Below are 13,929 nucleotides of genomic sequence, written 5' to 3'. Positions count from 1 at the left end.
CGACATAGAGGCTCGGTTGGCGAGCTACGGGATCGGTGCCGACGGCGAGGAGCTGCCCACCCACGGCGCTTAGGCTCGTGGGTCCCCACGGGCGTGGGGGACGCTGATCTCGACGCGCTCATCAGCCCCGGCCGGTCCGCACCGACGCGGAGCGACCACACGCTCCTCAGACGGAGCGCGGCAGCAGCTGCCCCCCATCAGCCACGGCCGGAGGGCGCGGTCGCCTCACGCTCGTGCATGGGTGACGGCGGGGGTACGGTCCGCGCCCAACTCGGCGCCGGCGCTCGCCCGGCGGCCCGCCACCCACCAGTCCCCCCTCCGCCGCTGGCCGTCTTTCCCAGCCCGGCCGGTCCGCAGACGCCATGACCGGTGGCCACGGAGGCTAACGGTCGTAGGCGCCCCGAAGTCCACCAGAAGGTCCACCACCGGCCGGTCGACAAAACTCGGAGAACAAACCGGACTTCCCGCAGTTCAGAGGGTCGGAGGTCGCCCAGTGCGGGGCCGTTTTCTCTCCAACTCAAGGCGAAAACGATGTGGTGGGCGGGGAGTCCCCCGGGGGGACGGCTGTCCCGGAAACGACGAAGCCCCCGCCGGCGGACCGGAGGGGGCTGTCGTGCTCGACCTGGCGCGGGTCACTCCAGGTCGGTGTACCACTTGAGGGGCGTGGAGCCGCTGACGATCTTCACGCCGACTTCGACGATCCGCCCGTCCTTGAGGTGCACGGTCCGCACGATCTGCATGACCTGGACAGACCCGGTCAGACCGAGGGCCGACTTCTCCACCTCGGTGGCGAAGCGGCACGTGACCTCCTCCAGCACGCCCTTCTGGGCACTGCCGAGGCGCTCGGATGCCAGCTCCCGGGAACCGCCCGTGCTCACGGGCTCCATGAGCTCGGGCACGGCGGAGATGACGTAGGACGGGTAGTAGCTGGAGCTGTAGTGCGTCGGCACCCCGTCGCGGCTCACGACGCGTCGGCGCACGGCCACGGGAGTGCCCGGCTCGATGTCCAGCCGAGAGGCCACGATCTCGTCCGCGGCCACGGTGCCGATCTCCAGGATCTCCGAGGTCTCCCCCGCCGCCAGAGCCCGGCCGGTGGCCGCGTACGTCTTCACGCGCCCCTCGATGTTGTCGCTCACCGGCGCCGCCGCGATGGTGCCCACACCCGGCTTAGGGATCGTGAGCCCCCACGCCTTGAGCTGGTTAAACGCCCGGGCAGCGGTCTTCATGCTGACGCCGTGAGCGTCGCAGACGTCCCGCAGCGAGGGCAGCTTCGAGCCCGCGGGGATCTCCCCCTTCCTGATCCGCTCGGCGTAGTACGCGGCGATGCCCGCGTACCCCTCTCCCTCGCTCATCGGTGCCCTCCTTCGGCTCCGCGCCGGCACTCCCCTGAGTCCAGCTGTGTACGTCTGACGGTAGACCACTCACCGCTTTTGGTACAGCACTGGATTCAGTGCTGGACCAAATCGAGTCCAGTGCTGTACCTTCATGGCAACGGGACGGCCCGACGGGTCGTCAAATCCCAGCAAATGGGGAGGATTTGCCATGGGTACGGCTGCCTTACGGCACACCGCACGCCCCGGAACGGACGAACTCGTGGTCCGGTACCGGCTGATGACCCGGAGCCTGCGCCCGGCGCCCGAGGGGGCCGTGGCCGTCTGCGCCACCACCGACCCCGAGGCGTTCTTCCCCGAGGCGGCCGCGTCCGGCCTGGCACAGAACCCCAACCGCGCCGAGCGGATCGCCCTCGCCATGTGCGACGGCTGCCCGCTGATGGACCGTTGCCTGGTCGGGGAGATGCGGGGAGTCCCGTCGGTCTTCCAGGTCCGGGGGATCCGGGCGGGGCTGCGCCAGTCGGAGCGGCGGGCGCTGTACCTGGCGCTGGAGAAGACGGGCGAGCTGTGAGCGCGGGCACCACGGCCGCGCGTCGTTCGAAGAAGCAGGCCCGGCTCGCCGCCGCTCCCCTCCCGACTCAGCCGAAGAAGCGGGGCAAGGCCAAGAAGGCCAAGGCCCCGAAGAAGATCAAGCTCGGCGCGGCGACGCTCGCGGCTCTGCGGGGCCAGACGACCCCGGCCGCGCTCGTCGCCGACGTCGAAGCCGCCACCGTGGCGGCCGTGGCCAACCCCCGTCTGCGGTGGGCCGCGTACAACGGCTCGGCCGCGCTGGCCGGGCACGCGCTCCTCTTCCCGGCGACGGGCACCTGGCGCGGGTTCGAGCCGGGCATGGGCGCGGTGATGCTCGCGCTGCCGAACTGCGGCGCCTTCGTCGTCACCATCGGCGCGTCCTACATCGCCTACCGCGTCGCCAAGCCGTTCCGGGGCCTCCTCGGCCCGTTCGCCCCGGTCGCCCCCGTCGCCGCCGGCATCGGCGCCGCGTTCTGGGGCCAGGGCACGGCCGAGCCGATCGCCGACTTCCTTGCCTGGTCCGCCCCGTGGTCGGTCCTCCTCGCCCCGCTGATCGTCGCCGGGGGCGCGGGCGCCCTCGTCTGGACCCTCCTGGAATCCCGGGCCGCCGGATGGCGCCGCCCCCTCCGCTGGCTGGCCCGGATCCCGCTCGCCACCGTCGTCACCTCCGCCCTCCTCTACGCACCTGGAGCACTGCTGTGAACTCGCTGACCATCGCCACCGACGTCGTGCTCGCCGCTGGCGGCGGCCTCGGTGGAGCCGGAACCTCCGGCCTCGCCTTGACGAACGGGATCGTGCTCCTCGCGGGCCTGCGCGGCTCGAAGCGCGTCAAGCTCAACAGGGACAAGTCGGGCGCGCTCGGCATCGGTCTCGGCATCCTGTCCGCCACCGCGAACACCGCCCTCGGGCAGCTCTCCGACGCGGCGGCCGAGCTGCCGAAGTCGTTGATCCAGGGGGGCACGTTCGGGGACATGACCCTCGGCGGGACCGCACTCGCCCTCACCGCCGTGATCTTCCTGTTCGAGTGGAAGAAGCTGTGGATCCCCGCGCTGCTCGGCATCGGCGCCGGGGTCATCTACTCCGAGGCCGGGGGCATCTGGGGCGTCATCCACAACGGCGTGCTGATGATCGCGCAGGCAGTGGGTGCGCTGTGAGCCGTCTCCACGGGGTGGGCACCACCCTCACTGCGCTGATCTCCGGCTCGATGGTCCTGGGCGGCAAGCTCTGCGGCTGCGCGGCGGCAGCGGGCCGGTGGGCCTGGAACACCGCCGCCACCGACCCCGCCGCCACGGCCGACAAGCAGGAGACCGCCGACGAGGCCGCCCGCAAGCGCGCGATGGCCAAGGCGAAGTCCCGCTCCCGCCGCCGGCGGAAGGGCGGCGACGACGACCAGGACGAGGACCAGGAGCCGGAGCTCACCGAGGAGCAGATCGCGGCCATCACCGCGCCGCCCGTCGCCCCGGTGGTCCGCGGGCGCGGCGACACCTGGGGGATCCTCGCCATCGCCGCACTGATCGGCGGCGCCACCCTCTACGTCGCTGCCCGCACCTTCGGCCCCGGCATCGCCGAGGCCCTGGCCCCGCACGGTCCGCTGATCCTGTGCGGCGGGGGACTGGCCTGGATGGTCGCGGCCTGGATGGTCTCTCCTCCCCCGCCCGTGGCGGCCGACGAGGACGAGCACCAGGAGTTCGACGCCGAGGACGAATTCGACTCCGAGGACCAGGAGCACGACGCGGACGCGGCCGACGATGGCGACGACGCCGAGGAGGACCTGGAGGACGACGACCTCGAGGACGACGTCGCGCCCGATGACGGCCTCTCCCCCGGCCAGAGGCTCCAGCGGCACATCCTGGGGGAGTTGGCGGCCCTGGAGACCGCACACGGCGGCAAGGGGGGACTGCACGTCGTCACCCTGATCCAGTCCGCCGAACAGGCCGGGCTCCTCTCCCCCGGCGCCATGACCAAGAAGCAGATGCGGGACTGGCTGGAGACGTCCAAGTTCCCGGTGGCCAAGTCGACCCGGCAGCCCGGCGGTGTCCCGACGCCGTCGCCCTCGGACGTCGACTACGGAGTGAAGATCGTGGAGCTGGCCGGGGTGCTCGGATCGAGCGTTTCCGAGGCGGTCCGGCGCATGTACGGGACCCCCGTCGCGGCGCCCCCGCCGGCCCCTGTCCAGCCCCCCGTTCCGGCCCCCGCCGAGGCCCCGTCCGGGGTGCCCGCCGGGGCGGTCGCGGGGGGTGTCCCCGGGCCCCGTCTCAGGCTCGTGAAGCCCCTCTCCCCCGACCTCTCCCAGGGGTCGTCCCAGGACACCGCGTAGACGCGGCTACAGGCCGTCTCACCTGCGGTTCTACAAACCGGCTACGTCCGGCTACAGCGGGGCTACATGCCCCGGCTACACCCCAAGACGCCCGACCCCGAGAGGGGTTCGGGACAACGAAAAAGCCCGACCCGGGCCACCTACCAAGCACCCCGGGACGGGCGCCCACCCCGTGAAGAGATGGAGACGCCATCATGGCACTTTTCCGCAAGACGATCAGCCAGTCCGAGCTGGGCGCGAACCAGACCGACGCGGACCGCCAGCGCCACGGCCGGGCCTACTCCGCGGAGACCGGCGGCTGGACGGAGACCGCCACCGACAAGCCGGTGGCCGGCACCGGCACGACGGACCAGGACTCCTCCGGCGCCCGGAAGTGGTGGCAGTGAGCGACGAGGAGCGCCGGGCCGCCGCCGAGCTGATGGAGGCCGCTCGCCGGGCCGCCGCCGCCGACATACAGCGGGCCGCCGAACAGGCCGCCCTGGTCCGGGAGTCCGCCGCCGCCGTCGCTGCGGTGGCCGCCCAGGCCGCCGCGCACCTCTCCAGCCTCTAACCCCCACTCCCCCGCCGAGACCGCCCTCACGGGCAGGATGGGCGGACTCCGAACCACCCCCGGGGTCGTCGTCACCAACGGCGCCCCCGGGGCCACCTACCGCTCCACTGGAGGACCCCCGTGACGATGCTCGACTCCCGGCCGGACGTGGCCGACGCCCCCGGGTCACCGCCGTACGCCGCCGAGTCAACGACGGACCGGCCCGGGTCAACGACGGCTCCCCGCCCCTCCCGTACGCCCCGCGTCGACCGCTGGCTGATGCCGACCCTGTACGTCATCGCCGCCCTCGGCGGACTCCTCGTCGGCGGCATCGGCTTCGCCGGGTCGTACGAGACGCTGCGCGCCGCCGCGATCACGTGGCACTTCTCCCCCGCCATCGCCGACTGGTTCCCGATCGCCGTGGACGGCGCCATCGTCGCCTTCCTCGTCATGGACCTGGTCCTGACGAAGCGCGGGATCCCCTGGCCGTTCCTCCGGCTCGCGGGGCACGGCATGACGGCGGTCACCATCGTCCTCAACGGCCGCGCCCACGGCGGCGCCGTGCTCTCCACCGAGACCCTTGCGCACGGCGTCATGCCGTTCCTGTTCTCCGTCGGCGCCGAGTCCGCACGCCGTCTCGTCGTCCAGGCCGCGCGCCTGGCCGCCGGCCACCAGAGCACCGGAGTGCCGTTCCACCGCTGGCTGCTGGCCCTCCCGGCCACGTTCAAGCTGTGGCGCCGAATGAAGCTGTGGGAGCTGCGCTCGTACGACCAGGCCGTGACGATGGACCAGGAGCGGGAGATCTACGCCGCCCGCCTGGAACAGCAGTACGGCAAGAACTGGCGGAAGGTCGCGAAGGCGGACGAGATGCTGCCCTTCCGGATGGCGCCCTTCGGGCTGTCCGTGGCCGAGGCCCTGGCGATCCCGGAGAAGGAGGCCGAGGCCGCCCGCCTGGAGGAGCAGGCGAAGAAGGACCAGGCCGTCGCCGACCAGGCCGCCGACGAGGAGCGGCAGGCGCGGGCCAAGCTCGCCGCCACGGAAGCGCAGATCAAGACGCTGGAGGCCGAAGCCCGGCTCGCTGAGCAGCAGGCGATCCTCCAGGCCCGCACCGCGACCACCGCGGCGAAGGCCGGCGCCGAGGTCGCCACCGCGGAGGCCGCCGCCGCCGCGCAGGCCGAGGCCGCGGTGAAGGCCGCCGAGGCCGCCGCCACGGCGCAGGAGGACGAGGCGACCGCCGCCGCCCTCCGGAAGACCGCCGAGCACCGCCGTGCGACCGCTGACGCCAACAAGGCCGCCGCTGACGCCGAAGCCGCCGCCGCTGACTCTGCCCGCCGCGCCGCTGACGACCGGAAGCGCGCCGCTGACATCGACCGTGCCGCCGCTGCCCAAGAACTGGCCGCCGCCGCCGACCGCAAGCGCGCCGCTGACATCGACCGGGCCGCCGCTGACGCGAAGCGCGCCGCCGTTGACGCCGAGAACGCCGCCCTTGACGCCGAGGCCGTCATGAAGCTCAACCCGACCGACCGCGCCGCCCGGCTCGTCGCCCGGGTCGTCCTCCGCGACTTCGGCGGTGACGCCGAGGCCATGCCGATGGAGACCGTGCAGGAAGTCCTCGGTGGCGCCTCCCACGGCACCGCCGTCAAGCGCCGCGCCGAGGCTGCCCAGTGGATCGCTGACGGGTACCGAGGCTGACCGACCACGACGAGGAAGGCACCGCCATGACCGAGCCCACGACCGCCGACCAGGCCCGCGCCATCGTCTACGACGCCTACACCACCGGCCTCTCCCAGGCCGCCGCCGCGCAGCTCCTCGAAGGGCGCGCCACCACCGCCTGGGTCGCCCACGAGTACGCGGCCCTCCGCCGGCGCGGCGTCTCCTCGATGGCCGGACAGCAGACCCTGTTCGACACCGAGACCGCCGAGTGACCGCCAACCGCCCCTCCCCCGCCCGACCGAGCCACCAGGAGGCCGACATGGACACCACCCGCTGCACCGCCGCGCACGACGAGGACCCGACCCCCTGCATCGGCCCGAAGGACGCCGTCACCATCGTCGACAAGCTCGGGACCGCCGTCCCGGCCTGCGAGAACCACGGGGCCACGCTCCTGGCCTCGCTCTACGACGGCCGCGCCGAGCCCGGCACCGTCCCGGGAGCGGCCACCCGCGTGTTCGCCGCCGCCGACACCACCCACCCGTTCCCCTGGCTCGCCGACGCGCTGCGCACCGAGCCCGGCCAGCTCTCCAACGCCGCCAACCGGGCCGCCGACCAGGACGTCGACGCCGACGCGCCCCGCGACCCGAAGGAGCTGGAGGAGCGCCTGGAGGCCGAGGCCGCCGAGTACGAGATCGAGCCCGACCTCTTCCCGCCGCACCTCTGGACCAACGACCGCTGACCGCCCGCCCCGCCTGGCCCCGAGCCCGGACCGCACCCGGTCCGGGCTCTCTTCGGCCCTCCGAACCCCAGCAGCCCCAAGGGCGCCGGAGGTTTCTGCACTTTCTGCACCGCTCCACGCGCGCAGGCGCGACAGGGGTTTCTGGACTTACTGGACCCCCCTACGCGCGCACGCGTACGGACCCACCCCGGCCGGGACCGAGCAGCACCCGCTGGAACGCCGTCCCGCCCGGCGGACCGCCGGCCCCAGGGTGTCCGCTCCGGCGCCTACAACGGCCCGATGAGGAAACGGCCCGCCGCCATACCCGCGCCCCCGCGCGTGGACCTGCGCAATCAGCGCAACAACCCGCCGCTACGCCCGGCTTCGTCCGGGTTCGTCGGTAGGGGGTGTCACAGATTCGCGGCGATGACGTTTGACGAGACGAAGGGGATCTTCGCGAGACCCGACCCCGAGCCCCTGACCTGCGAAGAGGTACATCCGTGGAACTGATGAGACCGTCCCACGCGCGCGCGGGCGAGGCCGGTGTAATGGATCAGCAGCTCACCCCGTCTATGGAGACGACGGAGGAGAGCAGCACGGTGCAGCAGCAGGTAACAGGCAGAAGAGGAAACGGTCAGAGACGCGGGCCGGAGCCTCACGCGGACACCCATACGATGATCAACGGCGCGGGGGTGCCCGAACGGAGCGCCACCATGCACAGCCGCACCCCGGCCGACCTACGGCCCACTCCGGCCTCGCCCGGTCTCTGGATCGCCGCCATTCCGTCGCCGCGCGCCTCATACGCCTGCGCCTGCGGCCACGTTGAGCACGCCGCCGGCGCCCACGACGTCCAGCTGCTCGTCGCCCGCCACCAGGAGCACCGCGACCACTGCACGCGGACCGGCCCGGCCCCCGCTCCCCCGACCGGTCAGCCGACGGAGAACGCTCCCCGAACTGGCTCGCAAATCAGGGCGATTCAGGGCAAGATCATTACGGATGGGGTCGAGCGTGCCGCGTGAGGCCCCGTCTGGAGAGCAGAAACGCCCCACCAGCCTGTCGGTTGGTAGGGCGCGTTCCGCGAGTCACCCGAGCATTCGGGTGGCTGATGGGGAATCATGCTCCCCACAAAAAGCAACGGCCCGGGTGTGTGAGAGCCCCGGACCGTCCGCTTCCCGACTCGCGTACACGAGCAAGGACACGTTGCTGTTGAACAGCGTAAGCAATGCTGTCGGCGTTCCGCCACAGCGCCCCGCCGCCAGGCCGTCGTGCCACTGCGGCGCCCCGATCACTCACACCCCCGGCAAGGTCCCCCGGGTGTACTGCTCCGACCGCTGCCGGAAGGCCGCGAAGCGCGCCATCGCCAAGGGCGAGGGCCTGCGGACGAAGGCCGTCGGCAACCCCGGACAACTAGGGAAAGAACCAACAGAGTTTCCCGGGGGTCAAACGGCAAGCCCCCGGGACCTCGCCGCGCGGGCACGGAAAACCCGCCGCTACCAGGGACGACGCACCCTCTGGCGCATCAGCGGAGACCCGAAATGCCGGGGCTGCGGCCGTCAGCTGATGGACCCGGCGTCCGGCGTCATCGTCGCGCAGACCGCCGAGGGGAACTCCGTCGTCCTCGGCCTGATGAAGTGCGCGCGGATCTGGTTCTGCCCGGTCTGCTCCGCCACGATCCGGCACCAGCGTGCCCAGGAGATCACCCGCGTCGTGGTCGACTGGATCCGCCGGGGCGGCATCGCCATGCTCGTCACCTTCACCGCCCGGCACGCCCACACGCACGAGCTGGCCGACCTGATGGACGCGATCCAGGGCAGCCGCACCGGCACGGCCGCCGACGTCCGCGCGGCCACGGCCCGGGTCTCCGAGGCGCTCAAGGCGTACGACGAGGCGTCGGCCCTGGCCAAGCTCACCGTTGCCGCTGCCAGCCGCGACGCGGGCAAGGGCCTCAAGAGGAAGGCCGCGGCCGCCGCGAAGGAGGACGTCGCCCCCGACCTCTTCGCCGCCTGGAACGGCGTCCTCGACGCCAAGGCCGCGCTCAGGAAGACCGGCCGCACCGCCGGCGCCTACCAGCGCCTCATCTCAGGCGGGACCTGGGCCGGGCGCCCCGACCGTGACGAGACCGGCATCCGCGACCGCGTCGGCTACCTCGGCATGATCCGGGCCACCGAGATCACGGTCGGCCTCATCAACGGCTGGCACCCGCACATCCACGCCATCGTCCTGCTCGGCGGCACCACCGAGGGCGAGAAGGCAGACAAGAAGATCACCGGAGTGTTCACGCCGTCCGACTCCGCCATCAAGGAGATGGAGGACCACTTCCGAGGCGTGTGGACCACCCACCTGAAGCGGATCAACCCCGAGTACGAGCCGTCCGACGAGCACGGCGTCGACTTCAAGCGCCTCAAGACGGAGCAGGACGCCCAGGACCTCGGCCAGTACATCGCCAAGCTCCAGGACGGCGACAAGACCGTCTCCCCCGCCAACGAGGTCGCCCGCGGTGACCTCAAGGAGGGCCGCTACGGCAACATGACGCCCTTCCAGCTCCTGGGCCGGATCGGCGACATCATCGGCGGCATGTCTGAGGACGAGGCCGAGGGCGACGGCCCGCTGGAGTGGTGCCTGGGCTCCTGGCACGAGTACGAGCGCGCACTGCGCGGCCGACGCGCCATCGAGTGGACCCGCTACCTGCGCTCGATGTTCGGCATCGACGGCGGAGACAGCGAGGAAGACGACCTCGACGCGCTGTTCGCCGCCGACGGCGCCAACGAGTACCGCGCCGGAATTCGCGTCCAGGACGAGACCTGGGGCAAGGTCACCGGCCGCGCGCTCGACCTCGCCGCCGTCCAGGCCGTGGAGGGCACCGACGGCATCGACATGGAGAAGGTCGCCGAAGTCGTCGCCGCCGCCGGGGCCGCGCTCGATACCGTCGCCCTGCTCACGCCCGCCGAGATCGCCGAGGCGTACGCGGGCATCCTCGAAACTCTGGCCCAGCGACGCGAGGAAGCCGCGGCCCGCCGCCGCCGGGAGGACGAGAAGCACGACCAGGAGGACGACGCCGAGAACGCCGAGAACGCCGAGCCAGTCGACGAGGACGCGAAGTACAAGGCCCTGCAGGACGGTCTACGTCGACGGGTCGCACCCGCCGCTCGTTGACCCGCAAGGGCACCTTGACCACTAACTTGCTCCCGACGAAGGAGGGCTCCGGATGGGCCGCCAGAAGACCAACAAGACGCGCCGCCCGCGCCCCGGATTCGTTCCGCCGGCGTTTGGCGGAGACCCGATCCGCGACCTTGCTCCCGCGTGGGACGCGGCCGTCGCCGACGGGCTGATGCCGTCCGGCAACGAGGTGAACTACCGCGCGCTCCCGGACGGCGCCGTGCTGTCCGACGCCATCGGCTCCGACGGCCAGCTGCTCGTCGACGGCCGCGAACTCACCCCGGCCTGGGCCGCCGAGCTCCGCCGGACCAAGCCCGAGTTCGCCGCGCTCATCGACGTCTACGAACAGCAGACCGCTGACTGGACCCGCATCTCAGACATGCCGCCCTGCGAACACTCCACCTGCACCTGCACCCACTGAACCCGCCGCACTAAAGACCCGCCGCACCACACCTTCGAAACTCAGCCCGACCCCCCTTGACCACCCTCCCGAAACTCGACCCCCACCCCCTTGACCACCTTCGACCTCCGCCCCGACCTGCACCCCTGGAAACTCCGAGACCACCCACACGGAACACGTGGAGAGTGGGTGGTCTCGGAGATGGAAGGGCGTCCGTGCAGGTCGGGGCGGAGGTCGTCCGGGGGCCGTGGAACACGCTGGTGTACGGGTCGTTTTACAGGCGCGCGACAACTCCGAGTTGTCGGCCGCGACCGGTCGTTCTCGTACGCGCGCGTGCACGCGCGCATGTTGGGCGGGGCCAGTCCTCACCGTTCACGCCGGTGATGAAGAACTCCCCGCCGGGCCGGTCCCGAGCGTCCGCCGGCCCCGCAGCATTCGCACGCCCAGGTCCTCGTCGGCGACGACGGCCTGGTGCTCGTCCTCGATCCGTTCCGCGGCGAGTCGCCCCGTCCTCGAGGACGGCGTCGCCGTGCTCCTGGTGCTCGTCGTCGGACCGGTGCCGAGTACGCGGCGCGTGGTGCTCATGACGGCAGTCTGCCTGTCGCTCTGGAGTTCCCCGAGGGGAACCCCCTTTGTACATACCCCGCGTTTGATCATGGGCGGCCGGACCGGCTTGCCCTACAACTTGCCGCACAAGTTGCCCACCAAGTTGCTCCACAACTTGCCCTCCAAGTTGCCCTACAAGGTGCCCCCAGCGGCGTTCGGAAGAGGCCTCGGTCAAGGGGTCTGAGCTGCGCGTCAAGGGGTCCGCACGGGCCCGTAAAACCGGCCGACTACTTCGCTACGACACCCCTCCGACGTCCCCGTCGCCGTACGGCCCGAGGATCCGCCGGCCTTCGCGCCGGACCCGCGAACTGGGCCCAGTTCGCACTACCTTGCTGCGCCCTTCCGCACGGTTCCTTCCCTCCTTCCTTCCCGCTCCCGGAAAGACCCCCGTACGAGGGCCTGAGCGGCTCTCTCGTCGCCGAGGGAAGGAAGGAAGGAACGCGCACCCCGGCCGCCCGACAACGGCGCTCTACCTCTCTCTGGCTACCGCAGAAAGAGGTGTCGTTCTCCGGTTCGGGCTTGCCCACGGGGTCTGACCGGCGACGACGCCGGAACTCTCCGGAGGGGGGGTCCCACCGCCGGTCACACCTCCGGTGCAACCCCTAGTCCGTCTCTGCACGCAACCCTCCAGCCACCCTCCGGTGCAACTCCCGGAGGTGGCGTCACCGGTGACGCCACCCCCTGGGCAAGCCCCCCGTGGGCAAGCCTCCCTCGTCGCTGGGCAAGCCTCGCCGAGGGCTGGGCAAGCCTGCCGACCAAGATCACGTATCGCAGATACCTGGAGTGCTGCGACTGTTCCAATAGCGCCCAACTTGCTCCGCCGGAGGCGGCTCCTGTGGTCCTTCGGACCCCCGTCTCATTGGTAATGCCTAGGTGTGTTCTGTACTGCGGCTTGTACCAGGGGCCGTAATGCAAGAGGTGTGACCGGATGAGCGGTGCCGTAATGCATGAGCTGTGACCGTTCTCGAAGTGAGGCGGAGGGGGCTCTCGCGTGCACGCGTGGGCACGTGCACGCGTGCACGCGGTACGCGCGGCACGAGGGGATACGGCACGCGTTGGGGGCCATCGGTTACCGGTTACCGGTTACAGGCCGGGAGGCGCGGCCCGGCGTCCTGAACTGCGGGCTGCCCCGCGTCGACGGGGGCCTGTAACCGGTAACCGGTAACCGGCCGTCCCGCAGCTGCTCGTGCTCCTGGTGCTCGTCGGCGTACGTCATCTCGCAGACGTACGCGCGGTGTCGATGACGTACGCGGCGACGGCGGCCGGGGTCGAGCCGCGGGGCCGGCGGACGAGCGGTACGTCGACGGCCTGGTGCTCGTGCTCCTGGTCGTGCTCGCCGAGGCCGGGGTCGGTCAGCTGCCCTTGGTCTCGGTGTCGGTGTCCTTCGGCTTCACGAGCTGAGAGACGCCCATCAGCGCCACGCCGATCAGCAGGGCCGTCCAAGCGCGCTGCGTCAGCCCGTACGCCGCGACGAGGAACCCGATCCCCAGCAGCACCGTGTGCGCGGGCGGGCCGTCCCGCTCCGGCTTCGGCTCCACCGCCGGCGCCTTCAGCGCCTCGATCTCGGCGACGAGCTCCTCGATGCGGTTCGCGAAGTACGCGTGGCCGCCGCTGTCCGGTACGCCCTGGAGGTTGGCGAGCGTCGCCGAGCACCGGTGCAGCTCGGCCTCCAGCTCGGCGATCCGCTTCGCCTTCGCCGCGGCCTGCACGTCGTCCTCGGGCACGTCGTCCTCCCCCTGTGCCGTCGCGTCGACAGGCAGCCGAACCAGCGTAGAGCCGCCTCTCCGGCCTGCGGGGGTCGTCGCCGGAACCGGTGGAGGCCGGACCGCCGGGCGGGACGGAGGACCCCCGGCTCCCGGCAGTTGCGCGCGACCGTGCCCGGCGGCGCCCGGCCGGGGCGATAGTGCCAGAGGTGTGCTGCGCACGGACGGGCTCCGGCCGGGGGAGCCGTCACCCCGGCCGTCGCCGAGGACCAGGAGCACGTCCTCCTCCAGCCGTGCGCCCCGAGGGGCGGGGGTGGGTACCCCGGGTACCCGCCGAACCCGCCACCTCGTGCACCCCCTCCCCCGCCGAACCCGCCATCTGGTGCACCCCCGAACTATGCCGTCACAGTGACGGCTTGGGGCTAGCCGTCACTGTGACGGCCTGCCGGTTCCTTGATGCCGTCACAGTGACGGCTAGGGTGCCGGGCATGAGTGACGACGTGGTCCTGCGGAAGGTCGGCCCCGACCCGGAGTGCCGCTGGTGCGGTGAGCCGGTGTCGCAGCTCGGCACGCGGACGCCGAGGCGGTACTGCAAGCGGTCACACCGCCAGCGCGCGTATGAGGCGGAGCGGCTCGGCCTGCCGATGAAGAGGGACCGGCCGCAGGAGACCGGGCCGCGCCCGGTGCCGGCGCCCGTGCGCCGCGCCCAGGAGGACCGGGGGGCGGTCCTGTTCCTGGCGGACGCGATGGAGAGGGCGTCGGTCGACGTCCCCGCCCCCGCTCCGGAGCCGACGCCCGTCCCGGCCGCCGAGGTGCGGCGGCCCGCGCCCGAGCCCGCTCCCCTGCCCCGGCCGGTCCGCGGCCGTCGCCGGGCGGGGATGACGGCCGCGGCCATACCGCTGCCGGAGCCGACGCGCGGCGACGCGATGCCGCTGTGGGAGGACCC

Annotated in this window: 14 protein-coding genes and 1 pseudogene; 12 read left to right on the top strand and 3 right to left on the bottom strand. The window is 72.1% G+C overall.

Annotated features, from left to right (window positions below; translation table 11 throughout):
* Window positions 1–632: 632 nt before the first annotated feature.
* Entirely contained in the window at window positions 633–1,352 is a 720-nt protein-coding gene (locus tag LG632_RS26385; RefSeq protein ID WP_226730049.1) for a GntR family transcriptional regulator, read from the bottom strand.
* Between the two features lie 190 nt (window positions 1,353–1,542).
* Between LG632_RS26385 and LG632_RS26380 the strand changes: the two genes are divergently transcribed.
* The 11 genes from LG632_RS26380 (at window position 1,543) to LG632_RS26325 (ending at window position 10,695) form a co-directional block, all read left to right on the top strand.
* Window positions 1,543–1,902, top strand: a complete 360-nt coding sequence (locus LG632_RS26380) for a WhiB family transcriptional regulator (protein WP_226730048.1) — start codon at window positions 1,543–1,545, stop codon at window positions 1,900–1,902.
* Window positions 1,899–2,603 carry a hypothetical protein gene (locus tag LG632_RS26375; RefSeq protein WP_226730047.1) on the top strand — a complete coding sequence of 235 codons (705 nt, stop codon included), beginning with the start codon at window positions 1,899–1,901 and terminating at the stop codon, window positions 2,601–2,603. The genes LG632_RS26380 and LG632_RS26375 overlap by 4 nt, the downstream gene beginning before the upstream one ends.
* Entirely contained in the window at window positions 2,600–3,055 is a 456-nt protein-coding gene (locus tag LG632_RS26370; RefSeq protein ID WP_226730046.1) for a hypothetical protein, read from the top strand. The genes LG632_RS26375 and LG632_RS26370 overlap by 4 nt, the downstream gene beginning before the upstream one ends.
* Complete coding sequence (locus LG632_RS26365) at window positions 3,052–4,218, top strand: hypothetical protein (RefSeq protein ID WP_226730045.1); 1,167 nt, start codon at window positions 3,052–3,054, stop codon at window positions 4,216–4,218. Before LG632_RS26370 ends, LG632_RS26365 begins: the two co-directional genes overlap by 4 nt.
* Before the next feature lie 194 nt (window positions 4,219–4,412).
* A complete protein-coding gene (locus LG632_RS26360; RefSeq protein WP_226730044.1) occupies window positions 4,413–4,604 on the top strand; it encodes a hypothetical protein in 192 nt (63 codons plus the stop codon).
* Window positions 4,601–4,768: a hypothetical protein gene (locus tag LG632_RS26355; RefSeq protein ID WP_226730043.1), complete on the top strand. Its 168-nt coding sequence runs from the start codon at window positions 4,601–4,603 to the stop codon at window positions 4,766–4,768. Before LG632_RS26360 ends, LG632_RS26355 begins: the two co-directional genes overlap by 4 nt.
* A gap of 126 nt (window positions 4,769–4,894) precedes the next feature.
* Entirely contained in the window at window positions 4,895–6,439 is a 1,545-nt protein-coding gene (locus LG632_RS26350; protein WP_226730050.1) for a DUF2637 domain-containing protein, read from the top strand.
* A 26-nt stretch (window positions 6,440–6,465) separates the two neighbouring features.
* Complete coding sequence (locus LG632_RS26345) at window positions 6,466–6,672, top strand: hypothetical protein (protein WP_226730042.1); 207 nt, start codon at window positions 6,466–6,468, stop codon at window positions 6,670–6,672.
* A 47-nt stretch (window positions 6,673–6,719) separates the two neighbouring features.
* Window positions 6,720–7,139 carry a hypothetical protein gene (locus LG632_RS26340; RefSeq protein WP_226730041.1) on the top strand — a complete coding sequence of 140 codons (420 nt, stop codon included), beginning with the start codon at window positions 6,720–6,722 and terminating at the stop codon, window positions 7,137–7,139.
* Between the two features lie 1,539 nt (window positions 7,140–8,678).
* Window positions 8,679–10,271, top strand: coding sequence for a hypothetical protein (locus LG632_RS30620; protein WP_308109224.1), 1,593 nt, complete (start codon window positions 8,679–8,681; stop codon window positions 10,269–10,271).
* 52 nt (window positions 10,272–10,323) lie between these two features.
* Window positions 10,324–10,695, top strand: a complete 372-nt coding sequence (locus tag LG632_RS26325) for a hypothetical protein (RefSeq protein ID WP_226730051.1) — start codon at window positions 10,324–10,326, stop codon at window positions 10,693–10,695.
* A gap of 351 nt (window positions 10,696–11,046) precedes the next feature.
* On the opposite strand, the gene LG632_RS26320 is transcribed toward LG632_RS26325, so the two are convergent.
* Both LG632_RS26320 and LG632_RS26315 read right to left on the bottom strand, forming a co-directional pair.
* Entirely contained in the window at window positions 11,047–11,259 is a 213-nt protein-coding gene (locus LG632_RS26320) for a hypothetical protein (protein ID WP_226730040.1), read from the bottom strand.
* A 1,373-nt stretch (window positions 11,260–12,632) separates the two neighbouring features.
* Window positions 12,633–13,004: a hypothetical protein gene (locus LG632_RS26315; protein ID WP_226730039.1), complete on the bottom strand. Its 372-nt coding sequence runs from the start codon at window positions 13,002–13,004 to the stop codon at window positions 12,633–12,635.
* 467 nt (window positions 13,005–13,471) lie between these two features.
* On the opposite strand from LG632_RS26315, the pseudogene LG632_RS26310 reads away from it, so the two are divergent.
* A pseudogene (locus LG632_RS26310) lies at window positions 13,472–13,929 on the top strand (hypothetical protein); the annotation flags it as partial.

This window comes from Streptomyces antimicrobicus, assembly GCF_020532625.1.
GTDB lineage: Bacteria > Actinomycetota > Actinomycetes > Streptomycetales > Streptomycetaceae > Streptomyces > Streptomyces antimicrobicus.
Note: the sequence above shows the minus strand (reverse complement) of the source record. Positions and strands in the feature narration are given on the sequence as shown.

Coding starts and splice junctions, on each gene's coding strand:
- LG632_RS26350 (WP_226730050.1), top strand. CDS start 4,895: ATGCTCGACTCCCGGCCGGACGTGGCCGACGCCCCCGGGTCACCGCCG.
- LG632_RS26345 (WP_226730042.1), top strand. CDS start 6,466: ATGACCGAGCCCACGACCGCCGACCAGGCCCGCGCCATCGTCTACGAC.
- LG632_RS26340 (WP_226730041.1), top strand. CDS start 6,720: ATGGACACCACCCGCTGCACCGCCGCGCACGACGAGGACCCGACCCCC.
- LG632_RS26360 (WP_226730044.1), top strand. CDS start 4,413: ATGGCACTTTTCCGCAAGACGATCAGCCAGTCCGAGCTGGGCGCGAAC.
- LG632_RS26380 (WP_226730048.1), top strand. CDS start 1,543: ATGGGTACGGCTGCCTTACGGCACACCGCACGCCCCGGAACGGACGAA.
- LG632_RS26325 (WP_226730051.1), top strand. CDS start 10,324: ATGGGCCGCCAGAAGACCAACAAGACGCGCCGCCCGCGCCCCGGATTC.
- LG632_RS30620 (WP_308109224.1), top strand. CDS start 8,679: ATGGACCCGGCGTCCGGCGTCATCGTCGCGCAGACCGCCGAGGGGAAC.
- LG632_RS26385 (WP_226730049.1), bottom strand. CDS start 1,352: ATGAGCGAGGGAGAGGGGTACGCGGGCATCGCCGCGTACTACGCCGAG.
- LG632_RS26320 (WP_226730040.1), bottom strand. CDS start 11,259: ATGAGCACCACGCGCCGCGTACTCGGCACCGGTCCGACGACGAGCACC.